At 67.4% G+C, this 25,802-nt stretch carries 25 protein-coding genes; 17 read left to right on the top strand and 8 right to left on the bottom strand.

The genetic code is table 11. The features are described from left to right. The first annotated feature begins 74 nt into the window (after nt 1-74). From rpsK to BGO20_RS06470, 6 genes are all read left to right on the top strand, one after another. Nucleotides 75-464: a 30S ribosomal protein S11 gene (gene rpsK, locus BGO20_RS06495; RefSeq protein ID WP_043237079.1), complete on the top strand. Its 390-nt coding sequence runs from the start codon at nt 75-77 to the stop codon at nt 462-464. Nucleotides 465-559: 95 nt separating this feature from the next. Further along, on the top strand, nt 560-1,576 hold the full coding sequence (locus BGO20_RS06490; RefSeq protein WP_291661776.1) for a DNA-directed RNA polymerase subunit alpha: 1,017 nt from the start codon (nt 560-562) through the stop codon (nt 1,574-1,576). Nucleotides 1,577-1,692: 116 nt separating this feature from the next. Beyond that, nucleotides 1,693-2,109, top strand: coding sequence for a 50S ribosomal protein L17 (gene rplQ, locus BGO20_RS06485; RefSeq protein WP_112581138.1), 417 nt, complete (start codon nt 1,693-1,695; stop codon nt 2,107-2,109). Nucleotides 2,110-2,352: 243 nt separating this feature from the next. Then, nucleotides 2,353-3,789 carry a DegQ family serine endoprotease gene (locus tag BGO20_RS06480; RefSeq protein WP_291661777.1) on the top strand — a complete coding sequence of 479 codons (1,437 nt, stop codon included), beginning with the start codon at nt 2,353-2,355 and terminating at the stop codon, nt 3,787-3,789. Beyond that, complete coding sequence (locus tag BGO20_RS06475; RefSeq protein WP_291661778.1) at nt 3,786-5,093, top strand: replication-associated recombination protein A; 1,308 nt, start codon at nt 3,786-3,788, stop codon at nt 5,091-5,093. The genes BGO20_RS06480 and BGO20_RS06475 overlap by 4 nt, the downstream gene beginning before the upstream one ends. A 100-nt stretch (nt 5,094-5,193) precedes the next feature. Next, nucleotides 5,194-5,373 (top strand): hypothetical protein, encoded by a 180-nt coding sequence (locus BGO20_RS06470; RefSeq protein WP_291661779.1) that lies wholly within the window; start codon nt 5,194-5,196, stop codon nt 5,371-5,373. A 14-nt stretch (nt 5,374-5,387) separates the two neighbouring features. Here BGO20_RS06470 and BGO20_RS06465 read toward each other — a convergent pair whose 3' ends face one another. Further along, nucleotides 5,388-5,756, bottom strand: coding sequence for a hypothetical protein (locus BGO20_RS06465; RefSeq protein WP_291667605.1), 369 nt, complete (start codon nt 5,754-5,756; stop codon nt 5,388-5,390). 168 nt (nt 5,757-5,924) lie between these two features. On the opposite strand from BGO20_RS06465, the gene BGO20_RS06460 reads away from it, so the two are divergent. The 7 genes from BGO20_RS06460 (at nt 5,925) to BGO20_RS06430 (ending at nt 13,145) form a co-directional block, all read left to right on the top strand. Continuing rightward, a complete protein-coding gene (locus tag BGO20_RS06460) occupies nt 5,925-7,190 on the top strand; it encodes an RluA family pseudouridine synthase (protein ID WP_291661781.1) in 1,266 nt (421 codons plus the stop codon). Nucleotides 7,191-7,294: 104 nt separating this feature from the next. Further along, the gene (locus BGO20_RS06455) at nt 7,295-7,798 is read left to right on the top strand and encodes a hypothetical protein (RefSeq protein ID WP_291661782.1); all 504 of its coding nucleotides are present in this window, start codon (nt 7,295-7,297) and stop codon (nt 7,796-7,798) included. A gap of 74 nt (nt 7,799-7,872) precedes the next feature. After that, nucleotides 7,873-8,550 (top strand): HAD-IA family hydrolase, encoded by a 678-nt coding sequence (locus BGO20_RS06450; protein WP_291661783.1) that lies wholly within the window; start codon nt 7,873-7,875, stop codon nt 8,548-8,550. A gap of 224 nt (nt 8,551-8,774) precedes the next feature. Then, nucleotides 8,775-9,209, top strand: coding sequence for a hypothetical protein (locus tag BGO20_RS06445; protein ID WP_291661784.1), 435 nt, complete (start codon nt 8,775-8,777; stop codon nt 9,207-9,209). 216 nt (nt 9,210-9,425) lie between these two features. Then, entirely contained in the window at nt 9,426-11,426 is a 2,001-nt protein-coding gene (locus BGO20_RS06440; protein WP_291661785.1) for an acetyl-CoA carboxylase biotin carboxylase subunit, read from the top strand. A 194-nt stretch (nt 11,427-11,620) separates the two neighbouring features. Further along, nucleotides 11,621-12,241 (top strand): glutathione S-transferase family protein, encoded by a 621-nt coding sequence (locus BGO20_RS06435; RefSeq protein ID WP_291661786.1) that lies wholly within the window; start codon nt 11,621-11,623, stop codon nt 12,239-12,241. A 115-nt stretch (nt 12,242-12,356) separates the two neighbouring features. Then, nucleotides 12,357-13,145: a YdcF family protein gene (locus tag BGO20_RS06430; protein ID WP_291661787.1), complete on the top strand. Its 789-nt coding sequence runs from the start codon at nt 12,357-12,359 to the stop codon at nt 13,143-13,145. Nucleotides 13,146-13,166: 21 nt separating this feature from the next. Here the strand turns inward: BGO20_RS06430 and BGO20_RS06425 are convergent, their stop codons facing one another. Next, nucleotides 13,167-13,427, bottom strand: a complete 261-nt coding sequence (locus BGO20_RS06425) for a DUF3253 domain-containing protein (RefSeq protein ID WP_291661788.1) — start codon at nt 13,425-13,427, stop codon at nt 13,167-13,169. After that, on the bottom strand, nt 13,424-14,116 hold the full coding sequence (locus tag BGO20_RS06420; RefSeq protein WP_291661789.1) for a DUF599 domain-containing protein: 693 nt from the start codon (nt 14,114-14,116) through the stop codon (nt 13,424-13,426). Before BGO20_RS06420 ends, BGO20_RS06425 begins: the two co-directional genes overlap by 4 nt. Before the next feature lie 136 nt (nt 14,117-14,252). On the opposite strand from BGO20_RS06420, the gene BGO20_RS06415 reads away from it, so the two are divergent. The 3 genes from BGO20_RS06415 (at nt 14,253) to BGO20_RS06405 (ending at nt 16,938) form a co-directional block, all read left to right on the top strand. Then, nucleotides 14,253-14,663 carry a rhodanese-like domain-containing protein gene (locus tag BGO20_RS06415; RefSeq protein WP_291661790.1) on the top strand — a complete coding sequence of 137 codons (411 nt, stop codon included), beginning with the start codon at nt 14,253-14,255 and terminating at the stop codon, nt 14,661-14,663. 8 nt (nt 14,664-14,671) lie between these two features. Continuing rightward, nucleotides 14,672-14,845 (top strand): hypothetical protein, encoded by a 174-nt coding sequence (locus tag BGO20_RS06410; protein ID WP_291661791.1) that lies wholly within the window; start codon nt 14,672-14,674, stop codon nt 14,843-14,845. A 317-nt stretch (nt 14,846-15,162) separates the two neighbouring features. Next, a complete protein-coding gene (locus BGO20_RS06405) occupies nt 15,163-16,938 on the top strand; it encodes an ABC transporter ATP-binding protein (protein ID WP_299857058.1) in 1,776 nt (591 codons plus the stop codon). Nucleotides 16,939-17,015: 77 nt separating this feature from the next. On the opposite strand, the gene BGO20_RS06400 is transcribed toward BGO20_RS06405, so the two are convergent. Together BGO20_RS06400 and BGO20_RS06395 are read right to left on the bottom strand one after the other, a co-directional pair. Continuing rightward, nucleotides 17,016-17,534, bottom strand: coding sequence for a gamma-glutamylcyclotransferase family protein (locus BGO20_RS06400; RefSeq protein WP_291661793.1), 519 nt, complete (start codon nt 17,532-17,534; stop codon nt 17,016-17,018). A 14-nt stretch (nt 17,535-17,548) separates the two neighbouring features. Then, nucleotides 17,549-18,721 (bottom strand): isovaleryl-CoA dehydrogenase, encoded by a 1,173-nt coding sequence (locus BGO20_RS06395; protein ID WP_291661794.1) that lies wholly within the window; start codon nt 18,719-18,721, stop codon nt 17,549-17,551. Nucleotides 18,722-19,523: 802 nt separating this feature from the next. On the opposite strand from BGO20_RS06395, the gene BGO20_RS06390 reads away from it, so the two are divergent. Continuing rightward, nucleotides 19,524-22,355, top strand: coding sequence for an autotransporter family protein (locus BGO20_RS06390; RefSeq protein ID WP_291661795.1), 2,832 nt, complete (start codon nt 19,524-19,526; stop codon nt 22,353-22,355). Between the two features lie 206 nt (nt 22,356-22,561). Here the strand turns inward: BGO20_RS06390 and BGO20_RS06385 are convergent, their stop codons facing one another. The 3 genes from BGO20_RS06385 to BGO20_RS06375 form a co-directional block, all read right to left on the bottom strand. Continuing rightward, the gene (locus BGO20_RS06385; protein WP_291661797.1) at nt 22,562-23,554 is read right to left on the bottom strand and encodes a CorA family divalent cation transporter; all 993 of its coding nucleotides are present in this window, start codon (nt 23,552-23,554) and stop codon (nt 22,562-22,564) included. 89 nt (nt 23,555-23,643) lie between these two features. After that, nucleotides 23,644-24,606, bottom strand: a complete 963-nt coding sequence (locus BGO20_RS06380; RefSeq protein ID WP_291661799.1) for a glycoside hydrolase family 25 protein — start codon at nt 24,604-24,606, stop codon at nt 23,644-23,646. A gap of 146 nt (nt 24,607-24,752) precedes the next feature. After that, nucleotides 24,753-25,730: a glycoside hydrolase family 25 protein gene (locus tag BGO20_RS06375; protein ID WP_465246001.1), complete on the bottom strand. Its 978-nt coding sequence runs from the start codon at nt 25,728-25,730 to the stop codon at nt 24,753-24,755. Between the last annotated feature and the right edge of the window lie 72 nt (nt 25,731-25,802).

Here is a 25,802-nt window from a genome sequence, read left to right as displayed (position 1 = left end):
CCTGACCCGAAGGGGTGGGCGGCTTCCCCAGCGCCTGGAATGACGGGCGCGCCTGAAGGACAAGAGAAAAGACCATGGCTAAAGAAGCCCAGCGCGTTCGCCGTAGGGAACGCAAGAACATCGTTTCCGGCGTCGCCCATGTGAACGCCTCGTTCAACAACACCATGATCACCATCACCGACGCGCAGGGCAACACGATCTCGTGGTCCTCGGCCGGTACGATGGGCTTCAAGGGCTCGCGCAAGTCGACCCCCTACGCCGCGCAGGTCGCCGCCGAGGACGCCGCCCGCAAGGCTGCCGAGCACGGCATGCGCACCCTCGAGGTCGAGGTGACCGGTCCGGGTTCGGGCCGCGAGTCGGCTCTTCGCGCTCTCCAGGCCGCGGGCTTCACCGTGACCTCGATCCGCGACGTCACGCCGATCCCGCACAATGGCTGCCGGCCGCGCAAGCGCCGTCGCGTCTGACGCCTGACTTGTAGCCTTGAAGGCGCCCGCAGGGGCGGGCGCCTGTCCGGGGCGGCTTTCGGCCGCCAGATGAATTCAGCACCAGGAGTGCGGTCGTGATCAGCAAGAACTGGCAGGATCTTTCCAAGCCGAACAAGCTCGAAGTCAAGGTCGGAGACGACCCGAAGCGTCTGGCCACCGTGATCGCGCGTCCGCTTGAGCGCGGCTTCGGCATGACGCTCGGCAATGCTCTGCGCCGCGTGCTCCTGTCGTCGCTCCAGGGCGCGGCCGTCACCGCCGTCCAGATCGACGGCGTACTGCACGAGTTCTCCTCGATTCCGGGCGTCCGTGAGGACGTCACCGACATCGTCCTCAACATCAAGGCGATCGCCATCAAGATGCAGGGCGAGGGACCGAAGCGCATGACCCTGCGCAAGTCGGGCCCGGGCACCGTCACCGCCGGTGACATCAACACCATCGGCGACGTCTCGATCCTGAACCCCGAGCTGGTGCTCTGCACCCTCGACGACGGGGCCGAGATCCGCATGGAGTTCACGGTCAACACCGGCAAGGGCTACATCCCGGCCGAGCAGAACCGCCCCGAGGATGCGCCGATCGGCCTGATCCCGGTCGACAGCCTGTACTCGCCGGTCAAGAAGGTGTCCTACCGGGTCGAGAACACCCGCGAAGGCCAGAACCTCGACAAGGATTCGCTGACGCTGGCGATCGAGACCAACGGCTCGGTCACCCCCGAGGACGCGCTGGCGCTCGCCGCCCGCATCCTGCAGGACCAGCTCGCCGTCTTCATCACCTTCGAGGAGCCGCGCAAGGAAGAGGCCGTCTCGGCCGCGCCGCAGCTGCCCTTCAACCCGGCGCTGCTCAAGAAGGTCGACGAGCTCGAGCTTTCGGTCCGCTCGGCCAACTGCCTCAAGAACGACAACATCGTCTATATCGGCGACCTCATCCAGAAGTCCGAGGGCGAGATGCTGCGCACCCCGAACTTCGGCCGCAAGTCGCTGAACGAGATCAAGGAAGTGCTCGCCACCATGGGCCTTCACCTGGGCATGGACGTCCAGGGCTGGCCGCCGGAGAACATCGAAGAGCTCGCGAAGCGCTTCGAAGAGCACTACTGAGCTTCAACCGGCGCGGGAGGCATCCCGCGCCAACCCCGCCCGGTTCATCCCGAGCCGGAGCATAAGGAACGGCCGTACCGTGGCACGGCGGCCGTAAGCAACGAAGGAGCCAAACAATGCGTCACGGTTTCCGCGGTCGTCGTTTCAACCGCTCGGCCGAGCATCGCCAGGCGATGTTCGCCAACATGGCTCAGGCCCTGATCAAGCACGAGCAGATCACCACCACCCTGCCGAAGGCCAAGGACCTGCGTCCGGTCGTCGAGAAGCTGGTCACGCTCGGCAAGCGCGGCGACCTGCACGCCCGCCGCCAGGCGATCGCGCAGATCAAGGATGTCGAGCTCGTCGGCAAGCTCTTCGCGGTCCTCGGCCCGCGCTACAAGGAGCGCAACGGCGGCTATCTCCGCATCATGAAGGCGGGCTTCCGCTTCGGCGACAACGCGCCGATGGCGATCATCGAGTTCGTCGACCGCGACGTCGAGGCCAAGGGCAAGGATTCCGGCCCGGTCTTCACGGCGGAAGACGAAGCCGCCTGAGCGGCTGCATCGTCGGCAGTTTTCCGGAAAGGCGGCCTTCGGGCCGCCTTTTTCTTTTGGTTGTCCGCAGCTGCGAGGCATCGGCGTGGGCGGATTGCCGCTTCGGCTCTTGCCGAGGAGGCGCGCTTGCACGACATGTCGATGAGAAGCCGGCGCCGATCGAGCCCGGCAGAGTGCGGAATGCCGATCGACCGCTCGGTTGCGAGCTTCAGCGACAGGCTCTTGTTTCGAGACGAGGACAGCATGACCGAAGGCTTTGCAGGATATCGCAACAGGCTGGCCGCCGCCGCGTTCGCATGCGCGCTCGGCGCCGCCCTCGCGCCCTGGCCGGCCTTCGGCCAGGCGCGCCAGGTGCCGGAGACGCGCGAGCAGATCACGCTGTCCTTTGCGCCGCTGGTGAAGCGGACAGCGCCGTCGGTGGTCAATGTCTACGGGGCGCGCGTCGAAAAGCGGCCGCAGAACCCGTTCATGGACGATCCGTTCTTCCGCCGGTTCTTCGGTGACGGCGGCTTCGGCGTCCCGCGTGAGCGCGTGCAGCGGTCGCTCGGCTCAGGCGTCGTCGTCGATGCGCAGGCCGGTCTCGTGGTGACGAACAACCACGTGATCGAGAATATGAGCGAGGTGAAGGTTGCCTTCGCCGACAAGCGCGAGGTCGAGGCCAAGATCCTGCTGCGCGACCCGCGTACCGACCTCGCCGTGCTCAAGGTCGCCGACGTGAAGAACCTCACCGCGATCGAACTGGCCGATACGGACGAGTTGCAGGTCGGCGACATCGTGCTTGCCATGGGCAATCCCTTCGGCGTCGGCCAGACGGTGACGCAGGGCATCGTCTCGGCGCTGGCGCGCACGCAGATCGGCGTCGGCGACGCACAGTCCTTCATCCAGACGGATGCGGCCATCAACCCCGGCAATTCCGGCGGCGCGCTGATCGACATGAAGGGCCGCGTCGTCGGCATCAACACGGCGATCTATTCGCGCTCGGGCGGCAGCGTCGGAATCGGCTTCGCGATCCCCTCCGCCATGGTCCGCCTGGTCGTCGACAGCGCCAAGGCGGGCGCCACGACCGTGAAGCGCCCGTGGTTCGGCGCGCGGCTTCAGGCGCTGACGGCCGATGTCGCCGATGGGCTCGGCCTCGACCGGCCGGCGGGCTCGGTCGTCGCCAGCGTGGTCGAGAAGGGGCCTGCCGATATGGCGGGCCTGCGCCGTTCCGATGTGATCCTCGCCGTCGACGGTGTCGCCGTCGACGATCCGGAGGCTTTCGGCTATCGCTTCGCGACGCGGCCGATCGGCGGCACCACCATGCTGACCGTGCTGCGCAACGGCAACCGCATCTCGGTCCCGGTCAAGCTGATCGCGGCACCCGAAAGCCGCCCGCGCGACCCCGTGAAGCTGACGAGCCGTTCGCCGCTGGCAGGGCTGACCGTGGCCAACCTCTCGCCGGCCCTGGCCGAGGAACTCTCGATGGAGACGGCCAATGAGGGCGTGGTCGTCAGCGATGTCGAGGAGGGCAGCAGCGCGGCCAATATCGGCTTTCAGAAGGGTGACATCATCATGGCACTCAACGGCGAGCGGATGGCGACATCGCGCGACGTCGAGGCGATCCTGCGGGAGCGGCGCCGCGCCTGGGAGGTGACGATCTCGCGCAAGGGCCAGACGATCACCTCGGTCTTCCCGGGGTGAGCGACCTCTTCTCCGCCTCCGGCCTCGACAAGGCGGGGCCTCGCCCGCTCGCCGACAGGCTGCGGCCGACGACGCTTGCCGAGGTGGCGGGGCAGGAGCACCTGACCGGGCCGGACGGCGCGCTGACGCGGCTGGTAGCCTCCGGCACGCTCGGCAGCCTGATCTTCTGGGGCCCGCCCGGCACGGGCAAGACGACGGTGGCGCGGCTGCTCGCCGGGCTCGTCGACCTCGGCTTCGAGCAGATCAGCGCGATCTTCTCGGGTGTGGCCGACCTGAAACGGGTCTTCGAGGCGGCGCGCGGGCGCAGACTCGGCGGCAAGGGCACGCTGCTCTTCGTCGACGAGATCCATCGCTTCAACCGGGCCCAGCTCGACGCCTTTCTGCCCGTGATGGAGGACGGCACGATCACGCTGATCGGCGCCACCACCGAGAACCCGTCCTTCGCGCTGAATGCGGCCCTGCTGTCGCGGGCACGCGTCCTGACCTTCAAGGCGCTAGACGAGGGCTCGCTGCTCTTCCTGCTCGGCCGGGCCGAGGTGCTGGAAGGTCGGGAACTGCCGCTGACGCCGGAGGCGCGGCTCGCGCTCGCCCGCTTCGCCGATGGCGACGGGCGCGCCGTGCTGACGCTGGCCGAGGAAATCTGGCGGGCGGCCAAGCCCGGCGAAATTCTCGACGAGCACGGGCTGTCGGAGGTGATCCAGCGCCGCGCGCCGATCTACGACAAGGCGCAGGACGGCCACTACAATCTGATCTCCGCCCTGCACAAGACGATCCGCGGTTCCGATCCCGATGCGGCACTCTATTATTTCGCGCGCATGCTCGACGCCGGCGAGGACCCGCGTTTCCTGGCGCGGCGGCTGGTCAGGATGGCGGTGGAAGACATCGGGCTCGCCGATCCGCAGGCGCTCGTCCATGCCCGCGCGGCGGCGCAGACCTATGAGCAGCTGGGCACGCCGGAAGGCGAACTCGCTCTGGCCAATTGCGTGATCTACCTGGCGACGGCGCCGAAATCGAACGCCGCCTACAACGCCTACAAGGCCGCCATGCGGGTGGCGAAGGAGCGCGGCTCGCTGACGCCGCCCAAGACCATCCTCAACGCCCCGACCAAGCTGATGCGCGAGGAGGGCTACGGCGCCGACTACGCCTATGACCACGATCAGCCGGATGCGTTCTCCGGCCAGAACTACTGGCCGGACGCGCTCGGCCGCCAGCACTTCTACGACCCGCCGGAGCGCGGCTTCGAGCGCGAGCTACGCAAGCGGCTGGAGTATTGGGAGAAGCTCCGGCAGGAGCGCGGGCGCTAGCCGCAGGACCATTCGCGGATGCGGCTTGTCTTTTGCGGGCGGCTGGCCCCAGATGAAGGCTCACCGGCCGCCCCGCGGACATGTCTCATGAGTTCCGACGATGGTTCTGATCGCGCGCCTGCTGCTCTTCGTCCCCTCCGTGATCGCCGGCTGGTTCGTCTCGCAGGAGGACGTGTCCTACTGGGTGATCGCCTTCGCGATCGCGCTGGTGTTCATCGTTCTGACGATCGCCTTCGAGCTCTATGTGCACCCGCGCCTGCGGGCGCGCCGCAAGGGATGAGGGCGCCCAGCCCGTCAGCTGCGGCAATAGAACGGCAGGAAGGTGCCTGACATGCCGCGATTCATCGCCATCAGCGTCAGCTTGTTGGCGAGATCGATCTCCTCGGGGCTGCGCGCGCACACTTCGGCGCGAGCCTGGCAATTGGAAGCCAGAAAGGCATCGTGGCTGGCGAGGAATTCCGGGCCGAGGCCGGCCTTGCCCTGGCGCTTCAGGATCAGCTCGTAAGCTGCCTTGTAGCGGTTGCATTTCTCGGTCGGCCAGTCGGGGGGCGCCGGCTGCTGCGCGATGGCGGGAGCGCTCGCGGCCAGCCAGCCGGCCCCGAGGCAGAGCGCTCCGAAGATGGCCTGCCACGCCAGCGCCGTCGTCATGTCCACCCGTCTCATCGCCGCCTGCCTTGTCCTTTCGTGTACCGGGCAAGAGAGCGATCGATTGCGGCGGATTTTGTTTGTGCGCCGTCGGCTTGCACATTATTCCACGACGATGATCTCGACCTCACAACTCCGCCGCGACGCTGCTCCGGGCCGCGTCGATGCGCTTCCGACGGGTGCGGCATGAAGGCCGGCGGCAAGGGCCCGGGCAAGGGCGCGGACAAGGGCGCCGGCGGCCGCGCCGCGGGCGCTCCCGGCCGGGGCGGACGGCCGCGCGCAGCCGATGGGGGCCGCGGCAAGCGGCCGAGCCATGACGAGCGGCGGCGCCTTGCGGCACGGCCGAAGGCGGGGGCTGAGCAGCGCCCGGCCGGCCCTGCGCGGCAGGGGCAAGCGGCTGAGGCGCCGAGGCGGACGCGGGCCGAGGTCAAGGCCGAGACGGCGCAGGTGCTGTCGACCGGCGTGCAGCAGCTCGTTGTGACGCAGGACGAGAACGAGATGCGGATCGACCGTTTCCTCGAAGCGCGCTTTCCCCAGCTCTCCTTCAGCCATATCCAGCGCATCGTCCGGAAGGGCGAGCTGCGCGTCGACGGCAAGCGCGCCGACAGCAAGGACCGGCTCGCGGCGGGCCAGACCGTGCGCATACCGCCGCTGAAGCTCGAGCAGCAGGCCGAGCGGCCGCGCTCGGCCAAGGCCGATGCCGACACGATCGGCTTCCTGCACTCGATCACGCTCTACGAGGACGACGACGTCATGGTCCTCAACAAGCCGGCAGGGCTCGCCGTGCAGGGCGGCTCGGGCACGACCCGGCATGTCGACGGCATGCTCGCCGCCCTGACCGACAAGGATGGCCAGAAGCCGCGCCTCGTGCACAGGCTCGACAAGGACACCGCCGGTTGCCTCGTCATCGCCAAGTCGCGCTTCGTTGCCGCGACGCTGGCCAAGACCTTCCGCTCGCGTGCGGCCCGCAAGGTCTACTGGGCTCTCGTCGCGGGTGTGCCGCGCGTGAAGCAGGGGCGCATCTCGACCTATCTCGCCCGCGAGGAAGCCTATGACGGCGACCAGCGCATGGCGGTCGCCCAGCACGGCGAGGACGGCGCGATGCACGCCGTGACCTATTACGCGGTCGTGGAAACGGCGGCGCAGAAGCTGGCCTGGCTCTCGCTCAAGCCGGTGACGGGGCGCACGCACCAATTGCGCGCCCATACCACCCATATCGGCCACCCGATCGTCGGTGATCCCAAGTATTTCAACATCCTGAACTGGGAGCTGCCCGGCGGCATCCAGAACAGGCTGCACCTGCTGGCGCGGCGGATCGTGCTGCCCCATCCGCGCGGCAAGGGAACGATCGACGTCAGCGCGCCGCTGCCTCCCCATATGCGCCAGAGCTGGAACCTGCTCGGCTTCGACGACGCACCTTACGATCCGATCGTCGAGGCGCCCGACGAATAGCCGCTCCGGCCCTGCGAGGCCTTCCCTAGCGAAAGCGACAAAGAGAACGGTTGCGGAACAAAGAAATCTATGTTCCAATTTTGTTCTCACGGGGAGGGGTTCTCATGCACAGGATCGCACTGGCTTCACTGATCGCTTGTGGAATTTCCGCCGGCGCCGCGGCCCAGACGGCTGCGCCGGCGCCCGCAAGAACACCGGTTGCTTCGGCCGGTGCCGCCACCGACGAGCCGGTTCCGCGGGCCGAGCGCGCCAAGGCGAGGCAGGATTGTCTGTCGGAGAATGTCGCCCTGTCGGGGGAGGATCTGCGCGCCGCGATGCGGCTATGCATGCAAGCGAAGTTTCCCGGCGTCCAGCTCTATGCCCATGACGGCGTGACGCGCGACGGCAAGCCGACGGCGGCCGCCGCGCGCGCCTCCTGCAAGGAGGAGGCAGATGGTCGCAAGCTGCAGGGCGCCGAGCGCCTCGCGGCACTGACCGCCTGCTTCAACGCCAAGCGGCCGGACCTCGCCCAGCGCGCCGTCTGCCGCAAGGAGGCGAGGGCCAAGGGCCTGGACGGGGCCGAGTTGCGCAAGGCGATCGACGGCTGCGCGCGGGAGGCGAGGGGCTGAGCCGCGCACCCGCGCGACGGGGGCATGAGCCGGCGGCGATGGCCTGCCGTGCCGATCCGCGCTAAAGCGCCGCCATGGATCTCATCATCTTCGATCTCGACGGCACCCTGATCAATTCCGAGGCGATCATCCTCGGTGCGCAGTATGAGGCCTTCCGGCGTTGCGGCCGTGTCCATCCGGGCCGCAACGCCGGGCTCGGTATCGTCGGGCTGACGCTTGACATCGCGCTGGCGCAGCTCGCCGGGCTCGATCAGCCCGACGACGTGCTGACGCAGACCTATCGCGAGGTCTTCGGCGCGATGCGGTTGCAGGCCCATCTGGATCCGTCGCTCGACGAGCCGCTGTTTCCCGGCGTTGCGGAGACACTGATGCGACTGAAGGGCGTGCCGGGGCTGAAGCTCGGCATCGCGACCGGCAAGTCGCGCAAGGGGGCCGATTTCATCGTCGAGCGCCATGGCTGGCAGGGGTTGTTCGACACGGTCCAGTCTGCCGACGATGCGCCGTCGAAGCCGCACCCGGGCATGATCCTGAACGCGATGGCCGAAACGGGGGCAACGCCCGGGCGGACGGCCATGGTTGGCGACAGCTCCTTCGATATCGAGATGGCGGTCGCGGCGGGCGCCATTCCGGTCGCAGTCTCCTGGGGCTTCCAGCCGGTCGAGAACCTGGTCGCGCTGGGCGCGCGGCACCGGCTGACCTCGATCACCGAGCTGCCGGGGACGCTCGGGCTGGCAGAGCCGGCCGCGGCGTGAAGCGCGCCAGGCGAAGCGGATCGGGCGCCCGGCCAAGATCGCGGGCCTGGGCCGCGTGCCGGGCGAAGTCGAGTAACATCCTCGCAACCAAAACGACTCAGCCTCGTTTAACCTGAATAACCGTTCAGATTTTCGCGTTAACTACCTGATGCCGACCCCGGGTTCATGGTGGTCCCACAACAGGGACATACCGGCATAAAACAACGCCGGACAGGGGTTCAGAGATGATTGGACATGAGCTTCATGAATTCGTCGATCGCGTGATGGATCATCACGCGATCGACGAAGCCGACGTCAAGGTTCTTCAGCGCGAGATCTTGAACGATATCGTCATCACCCGCGATATCGTCGATGTCCTCATCGCGCTCGACCGCGCGGTTCCGAAAAGCTGCGAGGCCTTCGCGGATTGCCTGGTCGCTCTGGTCGTCGACTTCGCCGTCTGGGCGAACCGCCCGACCGGCGTCATCGACCGCGACAAAGCGCACTGGCTGGTGACGACGCTCTCGGCCGGCGAGGGGCCCAGCCCGACGGCTCAGCGCATCGCCTTCGAGATCGTTCGCGAGGCCGAGCATTGCGACGAACTGCTGCTCTCCTTCGCCTTCGCCAAGGGGGCTGCGAAGAGCGCCCGGGCAGCTCATCGCGTCCTGCTGGCGAGCTGAGGCTGCGCATTCCCGCACATCCATGTGCCGATGGATCGCGTCGACCGCGTGCTGGACAAGGGCTCTGGCCGGCCTATCGCTGAAGCACCGGGTCGGATCGAAGGCTGTGCCGTCCGTCCCGATGCCGTGGCCGACTTTCGCATCGGTGGACGCCGGTTGCGGCGTCCCATACACCCCGGCTATTGCAGTTGGACCTGAAGCCGGGAGTGGCCGCGCATGTTCACGAAGATTCTGATCGCGAACCGCGGCGAGATCGCCTGCCGTGTCATCAAGACGGCGCGGCGGATGGGCATCAGGACGGTCGCCGTCTATTCCGATGCGGATCGCGATGCGCTGCATGTCGAGATGGCCGACGAGGCCGTGCATATCGGCGCCGCTCCCGCCGCCCAGTCCTATCTGCTGATCGACAAGATCATCGAGGCCTGCAAAGCGACCGGGGCGCAGGCCGTGCATCCCGGCTACGGCTTCCTGTCCGAGCGCGAGGCCTTCGCCCAGGCATTGAAGGATAACGGCATCGTCTTCATCGGCCCCAATCCCGGCGCCATCGCCGCGATGGGCGACAAGATCGAGTCGAAGAAGGCGGCGGCCGCCGCCAAGGTCTCCACGGTCCCCGGCTTCCTCGGCATCATCGAGAGCCCCGAGCACGCGGTGGAGATCGCCGACGAGATCGGCTATCCCGTGATGATCAAGGCCTCGGCCGGCGGCGGCGGCAAGGGCATGCGCATCGCCCATTCTTCGGGCGAGGTGGCTGAAGGTTTCGCCCGCGCCAAGTCGGAAGCCGCGTCCTCCTTCGGCGATGACCGGGTCTTCGTCGAGAAGTTCATCGTCGATCCCCGGCATATCGAGATCCAGGTTCTCGGCGACAAGCACGGCAACGTCATCTATCTCGGCGAGCGCGAATGCTCGATCCAGCGCCGCAACCAGAAGGTTCTGGAGGAGGCGCCGTCGCCGCTGCTCGACGAGGCCACCCGCAAGAAGATGGGCGAGCAGGCCGTCGCGCTGGCCAAGGCCGTGAACTACGACTCGGCCGGCACGGTCGAGTTCGTCGCCGGGCAGGACAAGTCCTTCTACTTCCTGGAGATGAACACGCGGCTCCAGGTCGAGCACCCGGTGACCGAGATGATAACCGGCATCGACCTCGTCGAGCAGATGATCCGCGTCGCCTATGGCGAGACGCTCGCGATCACGCAGGCGGATGTGAAGCTCGACGGCTGGGCGGTCGAATCCAGAGTCTATGCCGAGGACCCGACCCGCAACTTCCTGCCCTCGACCGGGCGGCTCGTGACCTATCGTCCGCCGAGCGAAGGGCCGGATGGCGAGGCCATGGTGCGCAACGATACCGGCGTGTTCGAGGGCGGCGAGATCTCGATCTATTACGATCCGATGATCGCGAAGCTCGTGACCCATGCGCCGACGCGCGAGGCCGCGATCAAGGCACAGGCGCGCGCGCTCGATGCCTTCGCCATCGACGGCATCCGCCACAACATCCCCTTCGTCGCGGCGGTGATGCAGCATCCGCGCTGGATCGCCGGCAACCTCTCGACCGGCTTCATTGCCGAGGAGTTCCCGGAGGGTTTCTCGCTGCCGGTGCCGCAGGGGGAGACGGCGCGGCGCATGGCGGCGATCGCGATCGCCTGCGACCACCGCATGAACCAGCGCAAGCGCCACGTCTCGGCGCAGATGGAGGGTTGGCGCAAGGTTTCCTTCGACCGGCAGCGCGTCGTCCAGCTCGGCCCCGAACGCTTCGAGGGCGAGGTGACGGAGCAGGGCGGGGCGGTCGTCATCGCCTTCCCGGGCCACAGCGTCAGCGTCGTCAGCGACTGGGTGCCGGGCGAACCGGTCTGGCACGGCACGCTCGATGGGGTGAAGGTTGCGGCGCAGGTCCGCCCGATCCTGAACGGCGTCGCGCTGGGCCATGCCGGCGCCTATGCCAATGCCCATGTCTATACGCAGCGCGAGGCGGAGCTCGCCGCGCTGATGCCGGAGAAGGTCGCCGCCGATACCGGCAAGTTCCTGCTCTGCCCGATGCCGGGCCTGGTCAAGTCGATCGCGGTTGCGGTCGGGCAGGAGGTCAAGGCCGGCGAGCCGCTCGCCATGGTCGAGGCGATGAAGATGGAGAACGTGCTGCGCGCCGAGAAGGACGTCACCGTCGCCAAGATCCTGGCGAAGGAGGGCGATTCCCTCGCCGTCGATGCCGTGATCATGGAATTCGCGTGAGGCAGGTGCGGCCGGGCGCGGCCACCCGTCACGAAGCGGTGAACGGGTGCCCCGAGCGTTGCTTCAATCGTTTCAGCCGCTAAACCCTCGGTCTGCCGGGACGGCCTGCCCGGCAGCAGGTGGGGCGCCGAGCCGTCGCAGGAGCGACCCGGCCCCTGTGCCTGTCATCATCGGCCGCAGGGAGGTGTTTCGTCGTGCTGAAGATTCTCGGACGCTTGAGCTCCGTCAATGTCCAGAAGGTGGTGTGGGCTGCGGGCGAAGCCGGACAGGCCTTCGAACGCGTGGATATCGGCGGGCCCTTCGGCGGCAACAAGGAGCCGTGCTACCTCGCCAAGAACCCGAACGGTCAGGTTCCCGTGCTCGAGGACGGCGATGTCTGCATCTGGGAATCGAACAGCATCGTCCGCTACATCGCGGCGCGCTATGGAGCCGGCCTGATCTGGGACGAGAATCCGGCGCGGCGCAGTGAGGCCGACCGCTGGATGGATTGGGCCATCTGCGAACTGCAGCCGGCGATGACGCCGGCCTTCTGGGGCCTGATGCGCGAGCCGGCGACCGCCGATCCCGCCAGGATCGCCGAGTCGATCGCCCGCACCGAGCAGCGCCTCGACATGCTGGAAGCGCATCTGGCGAAGGGACGCAGCTATCTCGGTGGCGAGCGCTTCGGCATGGCCGAGATCGCGGTGGGGCCGAGCGTGCATCGCTGGCTCAACATGCCCGTCGAGCGCGCGCCGCGACCGCACCTCCAGCGTTGGTACGAGACCATCGCGGGCCGCGAGGCTGCGGGGCCGGCCTTGCCGCTGCCGATCAAGTGAGCGTCGGCTGCGGTCCGTGCCGCGCCGTGACGATCCGGCGGATTGAGCCCGGGCCGGTTCAGAAACTCTTCGGCATTCCGGTTTAGAAGACCATCGTCTTTTCCCGGAGCCGGCGATGTTCTTCATCCTGTCCAAGATCGTCTGGTTCGTCTTCTCGCCGGTGAACCTCGTGATTCTGCTGGCGGGGCTGGCGGCGCTGCTGGCCTTCACGCGCTTCGCGCGGCCAGCGCGCTGGCTCGGCCTGTTCGCGGTCGTGATGCTGGGGTTGATGGCGTTCAGCCCGTTGCCGCGAGCCGTGATCCGGCCTCTGGAGGATCGGTTCCCCCAGCAGGATGCGGTCAAGGGGCCTGTCGCCGGAATCGTCGTGCTCGGCGGCGCGATCGGGCTCGCGCGCGGCGACGTCGTGTTGAATGCCTCGGCCTCGCGGATGACCAAGGCCGTGGAACTCGCGCGGCTGCATCCCGAAGCCAGGATCGTGTTCGCCGGGGGCGCGGCCAACCTGATCTCGCAGGTCACAGTGACCGAGGCGGACGGAGCCCGCCGCCTGATGGAGGGCCTCGGCCTTGCGCCGGGGCGGCTGATCCTGGAGGACAAGTCGCGCAACACGCGCGAGAACGCGGTCTTCACCCGCAACCTCGTCGATCCCAAGCCCGGCGAGCGCTGGCTGCTCGTGACGTCCGCCTGGCATATGCCGCGAGCGATGGGCGTGTTCCGCAAGGCCGGCTTCCCGATCGAGGCCTTTCCCGTCGACTACTGGTCAGCCGGCAAGCCGGCGGACTTCATCCGGCCCTACAGCCGCGCGCCGCGCGCGCTCGAGATCGCGGACAACGGCTTCAAGGAATGGATCGGCCTCGTCGCCTATCGCCTTGCCGGCTACACGGACGCCCTCTTTCCCGGCCCTTGATCTCGCACGGCCGGCGCCGGCTCAGCCGGGCAGGGACAGCCGGTAGACGCCCCGGAAATCGTCAGGGTCGACCGGGCGCCCCTTGCGGGTGATCACGAGCCGGCCCTCCTTCATCAGCTTGACCGCAGCGCGGCGCAGCGGCTGCATCAGCGGGCGCCAGCCGTCGGGATGGTCGCCGCCGAGCACACGGGCGACATCCATGGGCGAGATCGTGCGACCGCGCTCCTGCCCGGCGAGCAGATCGAGGATCGCCGTCTCGAGCTCTGCCGGCCCGGTCGTCATGCTCCCTCCGGATAGCGGAAGACGCGTGCGGCATCGGAGGCGAACTGCCGCCGGTACATGGCGACAAGCACCGCTGCGGTGAAAAAGATGAAGCTCAGCGGGCCGAGGAACCAGCCCATATACGCCAGCGCGAAAAAGAAGGCGCGCTGGCCGCGGTTGAAGTGACGCCCGGCCGCGACGTTCATCTCCACCGTCTCGTGGATGGCCCGTTCCGCCTCCCGTTCGTCATGGCCGCGCGCCGGCGGCAGGGCACCGATCAGGATGACGCAGTAGTTGAACAGCCGGTAGGCCCAGGCGAACTTGAAGAAGGCGTAGCCGAAGATCATCGCCAGCCCGATGACCTTGATCTCCCAGACCGTGCGGGTCGGGGCGCTGTTGAGCGGCAGGTCGGCGAAGATCGCCACCACCCGCTCGGCCGATTGCAGCAGGGCGAGGGTACCGCCGATGGCGATCATCGAGGTGGAGGCGAAGAAGGCGGTTCCGTTCTGGAGGCCGTTCATCACCTGCGTGTCGACGATGCGGTTCTCGCGCAGCAAGGATTCGCGGATCCAGCGGGCGCGGCGCAGGTTCATCCGCATGTTCAGGCTCTTGCCGGCGTGCGGGCCGAGCTCGACGGCATAGTGATAGCCGACCCAGGAGGCTGCGAAGAACGCCAGTGCCACCAGGTCCAGGTTGCTGAATCCGATCATCGTGCCGCTTTGCCACCCGATCCGGTGCAGGGGCAAGCAGCTTGCGACGGAGCGGGCATCTCGGCAAGGCGCGGCCGGCGTTGACGTGTGCCCGGCAAGCAGCCACGGTGCCGCCGAAACGCCGGAGGACGACGCCATGCCGCAGACCATCACGAGGGGCTACAAGGCTCTCGTCGCGGAGGCCGAGAGCCAGATCGAGACGCTGTCCGTGGAGCAGGCGCAGGCCCTGCACGGCCGGGACGATGTCGTCTTCGTGGATCTGCGCGACCCGCGCGAGCTGGAGCGGGAAGGGCGCATGCCCGGCGCCTTCCATTGCCCGCGCGGCATGCTGGAATTCTGGATCGACCCGGAGAGTCCCTATGCCAAGCCGATCTTCCAGCACGATCGACGCTTCGTCTTCTTCTGCGGTGGCGGCTGGCGTTCCGCGCTCGCCGCGCTGGCGGCGCAGGAGATGGGGCTGAAGCCGGTCGCGCATATGGCGGGGGGCTTCGGCGCGTGGAAGAAGGCGGGCGCGCCGGTCGCGCCTGCGGTCGAGAAGCAGGGCTGAGCCCCAACTTGTCTCATATCGTCATCGTCCTGCTGGTCGCCGCCTTCATCTTCCGCAAGCCGCTTGGCCGCATCCTCGTCCGCCAGTTTCCGAATCGGGCCAAGCGTCAGCAGGTGCTCGGCACGATCATCGCCGCATTCCTGATCGTCATCGCCCTGCGACTTGTCGCGCTCTTGTGGTGAGGAGGGGCCCCGGGTCCTGAGCTCCGCGAAGGGGCGCCTTGCGGCGGCCGCATGAGAGGCGGGGTTGCCGCCTGCCTGAACTTCAGGCATTTTCGTTGCCTTGGCTCCAACTCGAGAAAGGGAGGGCTGAATGGGATTCACCATCTTCGTCGCTCCCATGCGAGCATCCCGGCACTAGGTCGGCCTCGCGCGAGGTCCGCCTGACGGCCGCCTCCTGAGCCATTTTTCCAAATCCATCTGTTCATTGCCGGAGCCGACGCGTGCCGTCGTCTCCTCCAGATTCGGAGTCGGCTGCCGTCTCGGCGCCGAATGACGCTATGTCTCTCGATACTCAAACCGGGCGGCGGGAGCCGTTCCGAGCCGTTCTCGGCTTCACCTTCAGCCATTGGGCGCGCCGGCCGGGGCAGGTCGGCTGGGTGGCCGGCGTCACCATTGCCGCCACGCTCGCCGAGCTGTTCACGCCCATCTATGCCGGGCGCCTCGTCGATGCCGTGGCGGGCGGCGTCGACCGTGCCGATGCCGCCTTCCGTGCGCTCGGCGGGATGCTCGCGCTCGCCGCCGTCAGCGTCGCCGGGCGGCATTTTGCCTTCGTCGGCCTCACCACGATGACGCTGCGGACGATGAGCGACGTCGCGCAGGAGGCATTCGCGCGCCTGCAGCGGTTCTCGACCGACTGGCATGCGAACAACTTCGCCGGTTCGACGGTGCGCAAGATCACGCGCGGCATGTGGGCGCTGGACCTCCTGACCGACACGATCCTGATCGCGCTGCTGCCGTCGCTGGTCATCCTGCTCGGCATGACGGCGCTGCTGGCCTGGCATTGGCCTTCGATGGGGCTCGTGGTGGCGGTCGGCGCGCTAGCCTATATCGGGCTGACGCTCGCGCTCTCGCTGAACTTCGTCGCGCCGGCGGCGCGGCTGGGCAATGCCTGGGACACGCGCCTCGGCGGCTCGCTCGCGGACGCCATAACCTGCAATCCCGTGGTGAAGGCCTATGGCGCCGAGACGCGCGAGGATCTGCGTCTCGCGACCGTGGTGGCGAAGTGGAGCGTCAGGACGCGGCGCGCCTGGCTGCGCGGCACCTGGTCGGGCACCGGCCAGCTGGTCGTGCTGCTGTTCCTGCGCGCGGCGGTCATCGGGCTGGTCATCTGGCTGTGGCTGAAGGGGCAGGCGAGCGCAGGCGATGTCGCCTTCGTGCTGACAGCCTATGCCGTGGTGCACGGCTATCTGCGCGATGTCGGCCAGCACGTCCATAACCTGCAGCGCTCGGTCAACGACATGGAGGAACTCGTCTGGATGCACGATCTTCCCTATGGCGTGCCGGACCGAAAGGGCGCCGTGGCGATAGTCGTGGCCGGAGGCGAGATCGCCTTCGAGGGCGTGACCTTCCACTACGGGGGGCATCACGATCCGCTCTACCGCGATTTCTCGCTGACGATCAGGGGCGGCGAGAAGGTCGGCCTCGTCGGCCGTTCGGGTTCCGGCAAGACGACCTTCGTCAAGCTGGTGCAGCGCCTCTACGACGTCACCGGCGGCCGCATCGCGATCGACGGGCAGGACATCGCGGGCGTGACGCAGGAGAGCCTGCGCCGGCAGATCGCCATCGTGCAGCAGGAGCCGGTGCTGTTCCACCGCTCGCTGGCCGAGAACATCGCCTATGGCCGGCCGGGCGCCTCGCACGCGCAGATCGAGCAGGCGGCGAAGCTCGCCAACGCGCATGATTTCATCATGCGCCTGCCCAAGGGCTACGCCACGCTGGTCGGCGAACGTGGCGAGCGCCAGCGTGTCGCGCTGGCCCGCGCCTTCCTGGCCGATGCGCCGATCCTGATCCTGGACGAGGCGACCTCGAGCCTGGATTCGGAATCGGAAGCGCTGATCCAGGAAGCGATCGAGCGGCTGATGGAAGGCCGGACCACGATCGTGATCGCGCATCGCCTCTCGACGGTGCGCGCCATGGACCGCATCCTGGTCTTCGATCGCGGCCGGGTGATCGAGGAAGGCCCGCACGAGGCTCTGCTCGCGCGTCCGGAGGGTGCCTACCGCGCGCTGTTCGAGAAGCAGGTCAGCGAGTTGGCCAAGGGGCTGGCGGCATGATCGCCGCCGGTGTTCTCCAACAAGGAAAGGGCCGCGAGAGCGGCCCTTTTCGTTCTCCGAGCTACTTTGGAGCGAGGCTACTTCGGAGCGAGCGCCCTCGGCCGCACGCCCTTGACCGGGCCGGGCGGCAGCGGGGCGTTCGCATCCTGATTCAAGCTCTTGAGATCGAGAGTCGGCTTGGTCAGAAAACGATTCAAGCCGGTGACGTAAGCCTCTGGCAGGCCGAAATGTTTCGCTCCGGCGATGACTGTTTCCATATAGCCCGGCTTGGATCGTCCCGGATCGCCGGAGCGGCCGATATAGATCAGCGCGCGCTTGGCGCCGCCGGGCACGATCACCGGCTGGCTGATCTTCACATAGAGCCCGCTGGCCAGCTCCTCGAACTTGTCGAGGACGCGCATGTCGCCGAGCGAGCAGTCCCAGAGCACGCCATGGACCTCCTCGCGCGGATCGCGGATCACCGAGGCGTAGCCGTCGCGCGTGATGATGAAGCGGTGCCGCGGCAGGCGGGCCGTGCCAAGCGGCCGCGCGTTCGGGCAGCGTCCGGCCATCCCGTCCGGGTCCATGTTGAGGCCATAGGCGAAATAGAGCGGCATGAGGCCCTCTAGCCTCACTTCGTCTTGTTGAACAGCTCCCGGCCGATCAGCATGCGGCGGATCTCGCTGGTGCCGGCGCCGATCTCGTAGAGCTTGGCGTCGCGCAGCAGGCGGCCTGTCGGATAGTCGTTGATGTACCCGTTGCCGCCGAGGAGCTGGATCGCGTCGAGCGCGACCTGCGTCGCCTTCTCGGCCGCGATCAGGATCGCGCCGGCGGCGTCCTCGCGGGTGGTCTCGCCGCGGTCGCAGGCCTTGGCGACGGCATAGACATAGGCGCGGCAGGAATTCATCGCGACATACATGTCGGCGACCTTGCCCTGGACGAGCTGGAACTCGCCGATCGGCTGGCCGAACTGCTTGCGCTCGTGGACATAGGGCATGACCACATCGAGCGCCGCCTGCATGATGCCGAGGGGGCCGGCCGCCAGCACGACGCGCTCGTAGTCGAGGCCCGACATCAGCACGTTGACGCCGCGCCCGACGGTGCCCAGCACGTTCTCCTCCGGCACCTCGCAATCCTGGAAGACGAGCTCGCAGGTGTCCGAGCCGCGCATGCCGAGCTTGTCGAGCTTCTGGTGGGTCGAAAAACCCTTCATGCCCTTCTCGATCAGAAAGGCGGTGATGCCGCGCGAGCCGGCTTCCGGATCGGTCTTGGCGTAGACGACCAGCGTCTCGGCGATCGGGCCGTTGGTGATCCACATCTTGTTGCCGTTGAGGACGTAGCGATCGCCCTTCTTGTCGGCGCGGGTGCGCATCGAGACGACGTCGGAACCGGAGCCGGGCTCGGACATGGCGAGGGCGCCGACATGCTCGCCGGAGATCAGCCCCGGCAGGTATTTCCGCTTCTGCGCCTCGTTGCCGTTGCGGCGGATCTGGTTGACGCAGAGATTGGAGTGGGCGCCGTAGGAAAGGCCGACCGAGGCCGAGGCCCGGCTGACCTCCTCGACCGCGATGCAGTGCTCGAGATAGCCGAGGCCGGTGCCGCCATACTCTTCCTCGACCGTCATGCCGTGCAGGCCGAGTGCGCCCATCTCCGGCCAGAGATCGCGCGGGAACTGGTTGGTCTTGTCGATCTCCGCGGCGCGCGGGGCGATCTTCTCCTGCGCGAAGGCATGAACGGTGTCGCGGATGGCGTCTGCGGTTTCGCCGAGATCGAAATTGAAGGGGCGCGGCGCGTTGGCGAGCATGAGGGCCTCCCGGCTCGGATGGAGCATTTGCCCGGTTATAGCGCGGTTGGCCGCCAAGTCAGCGGGCGGGAGGTGGCAGATGGCTCTGCGCCGATGCGCAGGCTTGCGCCGATAGGCGGTGGAACGATCGGACAGGCAGGCTCGCGCGCGCCTCCACCGGCTTCGGGGCTTCCGGCGAAGTCGCGATGGCATTCCGGGGTGATACGGCTCGCGCGAGCCGCCCCGCATGGTCGGCCATATTTTGCGCCGGCTCGTCTTCCGATCGTTGCGGGGCACAGCGAAACGCGGCGCGACGTTGCGTCGGGACCTGCGCCGAGGCCGGCAAAAAGGACCCGATCGGCGCGTGCCTGCTTTCGATCGGATATCTGTCTCGATCCCCGAGTGAAATTCGCCTCGACAGTTACGTTCGGTAATACATTCTATAATACCTGAATATGACATTCATTACTCAAGTTGTCATACTCGATTTCTGGCATATACCCAACTATGTACGCCAAGTAATCAAGATGATTAATTTTTCATCATACAAATAATTGTAGAATTATACGTAAATTTTTTCTCGAATCGGGTATATCGCGTTTTTGCAATCTATCCGAGTCAAGTCTTTTATTGCGAAACGCCATGCGCTGGACGCGGGTTCTCTGCCTGCAACCGTGGGTATGCATGGCCTCCTGCCTCGCTCAGAATTCCCCGCTGATGTTCAAAATGGGGGAGAGAATCTGTGGCTCGGAGATGCGGACCCGCTGAGAATTTCGATTCACCTGGAAGGTCGCTGCGACTTTCCCTGCTGACGGCGACGGCGTTGACGCTGTTGCTGGCTCCGTCCGCGGGACAGGCGCAGCAGATCACCACGACCGGCGACGTGACGCCCGCCTACCCGGTGGGTACCAATCCGTGGAACGTGGTTGGCAACCTGACCGTCGGAAACGTGGCCAATGGCTCGTTGGGCATACAGAACGGCGCTGCGGTGTCGGCCAGCAACTGGCTCGTCCTCGGCAATTCCACCGGCACTTCGGGGCAGATCACCGTCGATAACAGTTCGCTGACCAGTTTCGTGTTGTTCATGGCCAATGCAGCCGGGTCGCAGAGCAATATCCTCATAACGAACGGCAGCACCGTCAACACGACAGCGGCCATCCCGGCCGCCGGCGTCATCGCCCAGGGCACTGGCTCCTCCGCCACGATGACCCTGAGCAACAACTCGGTCTGGAATTCGGTCGGCTCGATCGGCGTCGGCCAGAACGACAACTCGACCGGCACCCTGAACGTGCTGAGCGGCAGTCAGGTCAACATCACCAACCCCGTCGGTGGTGGACTGTACGTCGGTCACATCGGCAGCGGGGCTCGCGGCTTCTTGTTGATCGATGGCGCTGGCTCGGCCGTGAACAGCGTCGCCAATGTCTATATTGGCGGCATGGGCGGAACCGGCTCGGCAACCGTTCAAAACGGTGGCCTGCTTCACGCTGATGGCTTCATCAATGCTGGTGGCTATGCGGGCGGCCCCACCACTGCAACTGGGATGATAACAGTTACGGGTCCCGGTTCGGCCATGACCGCCGGCCAGAACATCAATATCGGCTTCATTGGCCAGGGCACGCTGAGCCTCCTTGCCGGCGCGACGGCGACGGCCGGCGGCGCCTTCACGATCGGTACCCTGGCAACGGGCACCGGAACCGCCCTGATCGACGGCGCCGGCACGTCCATAACCGCAGCCTCGCTCGCCGTGGGTGATGCCGGCGCGGGTGCGCTGACGATCGCCAACCAGGCCGTCGTCAACGCCGCCGGCGGCACCACCATCGCGGCGCAGGCGGGCTCGACCGGCACGCTCAACATCGGCGCGGCGGCCGGGGCGGCGGCCACGGCTGCGGGCGTGCTGAACACGCCCACGGTCGCCTTCGGCGCCGGCGCCGGCAGGCTGGTGTTCAACCATAGCGACACGAGCGGCGGCTACAGCTTTGCGGCCGCGATGAGCGGCACGGGCGCTGTCGACTTCTATAACGGCTACACCCGCCTGACCGGCGTGAGCACCTATTCCGGTCCGACGACGCTGTACGGCGGCACGGTCGCTGCGGGCGCTGCCAACGTCCTCAGCCCGAATTCGGACTACACGGTGCAGGCGGCCAGCACGCTCGACCTGCTGGGGAACAACCAGACCGCCGCCTCGCTGACCAATGCCGGAACGGTCATCCTCGGACTGCCCGGCGGCACGGCCGGCACGACGCTCACGACCGGCAGTTATGTCGGCCAGGGCGGCACGATCGCGCTCAACACCGTTCTCGGCGGCGATAATTCGCCGAGCGACCAGCTCGTCATCGACGGCGGCAGCGCGACCGGCACGTCGGCCTTGCGCATCAGCAATGCCGGCGGCGGCGGGGCCCTGACGACGGGCGACGGTATCCGTGTCGTCGATGCGATCAATGGCGGCACCACCGCTTCGGGCGCCTTCTCGCTCGCCGGGCGTGTGGCTGCCGGCGCCTATGAATACAGCCTGTTCCGCGGCGGCGCCTCCGATACGCAGGACTATTTCCTGCGCTCGATCTATACCGGGCCCGTGACCGTGCCCGGAGCGGCTCAGGAAACCCCGCAGGGAAGTGCGCCGCCCGCGACGGCGCCGGCAGCGGCCAGTCTTCCCAACTACCGCGTCGAGGTGCCCGTCAACATGGCGGTGCCGGCGATGGCCAGCCGCTTCGGCCTCGTCATGCTGGGGACCTACCACGACCGCAACGGCGAGGACTATGCCGACACCCGTTCGTCGTCGGGCGAAAGACGCTACGCTGCCTGGGGCCGTGTCTTCGGCGAGACCGGGGCTGTGAAGCAGGGTGGGGCCGGCGCCTTCGGCCGCCTGAACGACTTCTCCAAGAACGGCCCGAACTACGACTTCGATGTCGCAGGCATTCAGACCGGGCTCGACCTGTTCCGCCGGCAGGGCGCCGACGGCACCCGCGACATTGCCGGCCTCTATGTCGGCGCCGGCCGCATCGCCGGCGACGTCGACGCCGTCTACGGCGGCAGGGCCGGCTCGGCCTCGATGTACGGCTACTCGCTGGGCGGCTATTGGACCCGCAAGGGAGCGGGCGGCTGGTATGTCGATGCCGTCGCGCAAGGCACCTGGTACGATCAGGCCGAGGCGACCTCGATGTTCGGCCAGCGTCTGAAGCCGGACGGATGGGGTTTCGCGGCCTCGCTCGAGGGCGGTTACCCGATTGCCCTGGGCGCCGGCTGGACCATCGAACCGCAGGCCCAGCTCATCTATCAGCACGTCTCGCTGGACGGCGGCGCCGACAGCTTCGGCTGGACCAAATATGACGATGCCGACGCGCTCTACGGTCGCATCGGCGCGCGCCTGACCAAGGACTGGTCGCTCGGCGGGCGCCTGGTGACGACCTGGGCACGGGCCAATCTCTGGCACGGCTTCGGCGCCGATGCGAAGACCACCTTCACCAATCTGGCCGGCAACTTCCCGGTCACGCTGAAGACCGGGCTCGGCGGCAGCTGGGCACAGCTGGGGCTCGGCGTTTCCGGCCGTGTCGCGGACAACGTCAACCTGTTCGCGGCGGCGGACTACAGTGTCGCGGTGGGCGAGGGGGAAGGCCACAGTCTCGGCGGCCGTGTCGGCCTTCGGATGACCTGGTAGGCCGCGACGATCGCAGCGAGGTGCCTGCGGCCCGGAGCATCGGATCGAAAAGTGGAATCCACTTTTCGGAAAAATTCGATGCTCTGGCAATGAGATAGATCATCGCTATCCCGTCCGACAGGACGCGCGATGATCCGGCGGCCGCCGGCGCCTCCGAATGTCGCTCCGTACCCTCGGGCGAGCAAACGCTGGCCGGGGGGCGGGTCCTACTGGCCGATGACCCCGCGCCTCCTGAGCAGGAACAGCGCCATGAGCGAGGCCAGGACGCAGGCGAGCGTGACATAGGCTGCGCCGGCCTCGCTTTCGACCCAGGGCAGGCCTTTCACGTTGATGCCGAACAGGCCTGTGATGAAGGTCGCAGGCAGGAAGAGCGCCGTCAGGATCGAGAGCACGTAGAGCTGCCGGTTGGTGCGGTTGGCCGAGCGAGCGGCGATCTCGTCCTGGAGCAGGCGGGCACGATCCTGCACGGACTGCACGTCGTGGTGGAGCGTGTCGATCCGTTGCAGCAGGCGCGCCGCCGTGGCCTTGACCGCGTCGGGCGCGCTGCGGCCGGACTGGGTCTCGGCGAAGCGGCGGAACAAGACATGCAGGCCGCTGAGCTGGCGATGCTGCCGGACGGCGATGCGGCGGATCGCGCCGACGCGCTGCGGACCGTCGTGCAGGCGGTCGAGCAGGATGTGGTCCTCGACGCTGTCGGTTTCGTCGATCAGGCGCACGACGCTGTCGGTGAGATCGTCGATGATGTACTCGATGATCTGCTCGAAGAGTGCGCTCGGGCTTTCGGCCGGCTCGCCACGGTTCAGCGCATCGGCCGTCATCCGGATCGAGTGCAGGGCCTCGCGCCGGCCGGTCAGCAGAAAGCTGTCGCCGATGATCCAGCGCAGCGCCCCGACATTGTCGGATTTCTCGCCGATGCCGCGGATCAGGTCGTGCGACACGCCCCAGGCGAGCTGCGCCGAATGGTCGAGGCGCTGATGGCTTTCCTGCGACAGGAAGACCTCCTGCGCCGCGTCCGGGAGAGGCTGCTCCGCGATCCAGCTCTGAGCGCGCGTATGCACGAGGTCGAGATGCAGCCAGACGAAGCCCGCGTCCGGCGCCAGATCCGGCAGCACGTCTCGCGGCACGATGGCGGGATTGCCGTCCGCATCGAAGCGATAGGCCCAGATGACGCCGGATTGGGACTGCAGGTCGGTCGGCATCGGTGTGGTCTCGATCGCGTGCTGCGGTGGCGGGGCCGGCACAGGGCTCCGCCGACATGACAGCACCATGACGGTCCGTCGGGCTGGCCTCAGTCGCGCCGGAGCGAGCCGGTGGTGCCGATGTCGCGATTGTCCGCGGTGCGGGACGGGATCCGGCCGGGCGGAACGAAGTGCAGCCGTGTTCCGCCGGCCGCCTTGGGCGCCCTCAGCCCCGCCGGCGTCGGCGGCGGGGTGCGGATCGCGACCCGCGGGCCGCCATGCCAGGTGCGCGAACCGATGTCGAAACGCCCCTGGCGCCAGGCGTCGAACTCCCGCTCGCTGCCGAAAAAGGCGTTGCGATCGACATGGCCGGTGATACCGGGCACGCGGCCCGTGGTGGTGAACTGCCAGAATTCCCAGCGGTCGCGGGCATAGCGTTTCGCCAGCGGGGCAGCGGTGGAGCGCAGCCAGTAGGGATGGTCGTTGAACGCGCCTTCCAGCACGTCCTCGTGGAAATTGATGTCGGTGTAGATGATCGGCTTCTTGCCGGTGTGCTCGCGCAGCCCCTTCAGCATGATCTGGATCTTCTCGAGGGCATCCTCGCGCGAGACCCGGCGGGCGCATTGCGAATCGTTCTGCCATTCGACGTCGAGTACCGGCGGCAGGGCGTCGGGGTCGCGCGGAATGTGCTTCTTGATCCAGCGGACCTGATCCTTGGCGGGGCGGCACCACCAGACGAAATGGTAGGCGCCGCGCGGCACGCCGTGCTTCTTCGCCTCGATCCAGTTGCGCTTGAAATTGGGGTCGACGTGATCGCCGCCCTCCGTCGCCTTGATGAAGGCGAAGCGGGTGCCGGCGTCCTTGACCTTCGCCCAGTCGATGTCGCCTTGCCAGCGCGAGACGTCGATGCCCTGGATGACCTTGCGGCGGGCGTCGCGCACGCCGTGATGCGGCGCGCTGTCGCCCTTCTTCGGATAGAAGGCCAGTGCGGGCTCGACCGCGCAGGCGAGCGAGGCCAGGAAGGCGAGGGCTCCCAGATATCGTCTGCCGCTGATCAGCTCGCGCGCCGGCATGTGTTTCTCCCGCATCACAGGTCCAGATGCGGAGAGCGTGGTTAAGCGCCGGTTAGAATTGGGTCGTCGTCGACGGATGTTTTTCAGCCTTGGTTAACCGGCCGAATGCGAGCTCGGCCCCAGACCTCCGCGCCGTGATGCATCCGTCAGTCGGAGATGGTCTGATCGCCGAGCGGCTGGAAGGCCGATGCCACCGGCGGCACGCTGCCGGGAACGCGTGCGACCGGCAGGTCTTCCATATCCTGCTCCGGAGCGGGGGCAGGCGAGCCGGGCACGGGTTCGGAAGGCAGCGGAACGGGAGATGCCGGCTGGTCCGCGGCGGGAGCGGGCTGCGGCGCCGCCGGGCGGCGTCGCTCCCAGCTGCGGCTGGCGATGTCGAACTCGCCCTGCCGCCAGCCCGCGAACTGCTTCTCGCTGCCGAAGAAGGCATTGCGGTCGACATCCCCGCGGATGCCGGGAACCCGGGCGGTGGTGGTGAACTGCCAGAACGCCCAGGGGCGGTTGGCATAGCGGGTCTCGGGCTTCGCCGCCGTGGAGCGGATCCAGTAGGCGTAGTCGTTGAACTGGCCCTCCAGCACCTCCCGGTGGAAGGTGATGTCGGTATAGATCACCGGCTTCTTGCCGGTGAGCTGCTCTAGCTCGGTGAGCATGAGCTGGATTTTTTCCAACGCCAGCTCGCGGCTGACTTTCTGTGGACAGGTCTTGGAATGACCGTTCCATTCGACGTCGAGCACCGGCGGCAAGGCGTCGGGATCGTTCGGGATCTGCTGCTTGAACCACAGCGCCTGCTCATGCGCGGGACGGCACCAATAGACGAAATGGTAGGCGCCGCGCGCGATGCCGGCGCGGCGCGCGCCTTCCCAGTTGCGCTGGAAGGCGGGGTCGACATGGTCGCCGCCTTCGGTCGCCTTCATGTAGACGAAGCGGATGCCGGAGGCTTTCACCGCGGCCCAGTCGATGTCGCCCTGCCAGCGCGAGACGTCGATGCCGTGGATGCCGTAGCTATGGGCTTCGGCGACGCCGGGATGGGGGCGCCGGTCGCCGGCCGTATCGAGGGCCACGCAGCCGCCGAGCACCGCGAGCGCGGCGGCGGCCAGGACGGGCAGAATGCGGAGGCGTGGCATGCGAGGGGACGTTCTCGAGGATCGGACGAGACATGGTGATCGCCGATTTACGTTACCAAAGTTCTGACGCCT

Origin of the sequence: Allobosea sp. 67-29, assembly GCF_001898115.1 — a bacterium.
Classification (GTDB): domain Bacteria; phylum Pseudomonadota; class Alphaproteobacteria; order Rhizobiales; family Beijerinckiaceae; genus Allobosea.
This window is presented reverse-complemented; position numbering and strand designations above follow the sequence as displayed.

Excerpts from the sequence above, each read along its gene's own strand:
- BGO20_RS06470 (WP_291661779.1), top strand. The coding sequence starts at position 5,194 with ATGGTTCTGATCGCGCGCCTGCTGCTCTTCGTCCCCTCCGTGATCGCC.
- BGO20_RS06445 (WP_291661784.1), top strand. The coding sequence starts at position 8,775 with ATGATTGGACATGAGCTTCATGAATTCGTCGATCGCGTGATGGATCAT.
- BGO20_RS06440 (WP_291661785.1), top strand. The coding sequence starts at position 9,426 with ATGTTCACGAAGATTCTGATCGCGAACCGCGGCGAGATCGCCTGCCGT.
- BGO20_RS06430 (WP_291661787.1), top strand. The coding sequence starts at position 12,357 with ATGTTCTTCATCCTGTCCAAGATCGTCTGGTTCGTCTTCTCGCCGGTG.
- BGO20_RS06450 (WP_291661783.1), top strand. The coding sequence starts at position 7,873 with ATGGATCTCATCATCTTCGATCTCGACGGCACCCTGATCAATTCCGAG.
- BGO20_RS06420 (WP_291661789.1), bottom strand. The coding sequence starts at position 14,116 with ATGATCGGATTCAGCAACCTGGACCTGGTGGCACTGGCGTTCTTCGCA.
- BGO20_RS06425 (WP_291661788.1), bottom strand. The coding sequence starts at position 13,427 with ATGACGACCGGGCCGGCAGAGCTCGAGACGGCGATCCTCGATCTGCTC.
- BGO20_RS06465 (WP_291667605.1), bottom strand. The coding sequence starts at position 5,756 with ATGAGACGGGTGGACATGACGACGGCGCTGGCGTGGCAGGCCATCTTC.
- BGO20_RS06405 (WP_299857058.1), top strand. The coding sequence starts at position 15,163 with ATGTCTCTCGATACTCAAACCGGGCGGCGGGAGCCGTTCCGAGCCGTT.
- BGO20_RS06400 (WP_291661793.1), bottom strand. The coding sequence starts at position 17,534 with ATGCCGCTCTATTTCGCCTATGGCCTCAACATGGACCCGGACGGGATG.
- rpsK (WP_043237079.1), top strand. The coding sequence starts at position 75 with ATGGCTAAAGAAGCCCAGCGCGTTCGCCGTAGGGAACGCAAGAACATC.
- BGO20_RS06480 (WP_291661777.1), top strand. The coding sequence starts at position 2,353 with ATGACCGAAGGCTTTGCAGGATATCGCAACAGGCTGGCCGCCGCCGCG.
- BGO20_RS06455 (WP_291661782.1), top strand. The coding sequence starts at position 7,295 with ATGCACAGGATCGCACTGGCTTCACTGATCGCTTGTGGAATTTCCGCC.
- rplQ (WP_112581138.1), top strand. The coding sequence starts at position 1,693 with ATGCGTCACGGTTTCCGCGGTCGTCGTTTCAACCGCTCGGCCGAGCAT.
- BGO20_RS06460 (WP_291661781.1), top strand. The coding sequence starts at position 5,925 with ATGAAGGCCGGCGGCAAGGGCCCGGGCAAGGGCGCGGACAAGGGCGCC.
- BGO20_RS06375 (WP_465246001.1), bottom strand. The coding sequence starts at position 25,730 with ATGCCACGCCTCCGCATTCTGCCCGTCCTGGCCGCCGCCGCGCTCGCG.
- BGO20_RS06380 (WP_291661799.1), bottom strand. The coding sequence starts at position 24,606 with ATGCCGGCGCGCGAGCTGATCAGCGGCAGACGATATCTGGGAGCCCTC.
- BGO20_RS06415 (WP_291661790.1), top strand. The coding sequence starts at position 14,253 with ATGCCGCAGACCATCACGAGGGGCTACAAGGCTCTCGTCGCGGAGGCC.
- BGO20_RS06385 (WP_291661797.1), bottom strand. The coding sequence starts at position 23,554 with ATGCCGACCGACCTGCAGTCCCAATCCGGCGTCATCTGGGCCTATCGC.
- BGO20_RS06395 (WP_291661794.1), bottom strand. The coding sequence starts at position 18,721 with ATGCTCGCCAACGCGCCGCGCCCCTTCAATTTCGATCTCGGCGAAACC.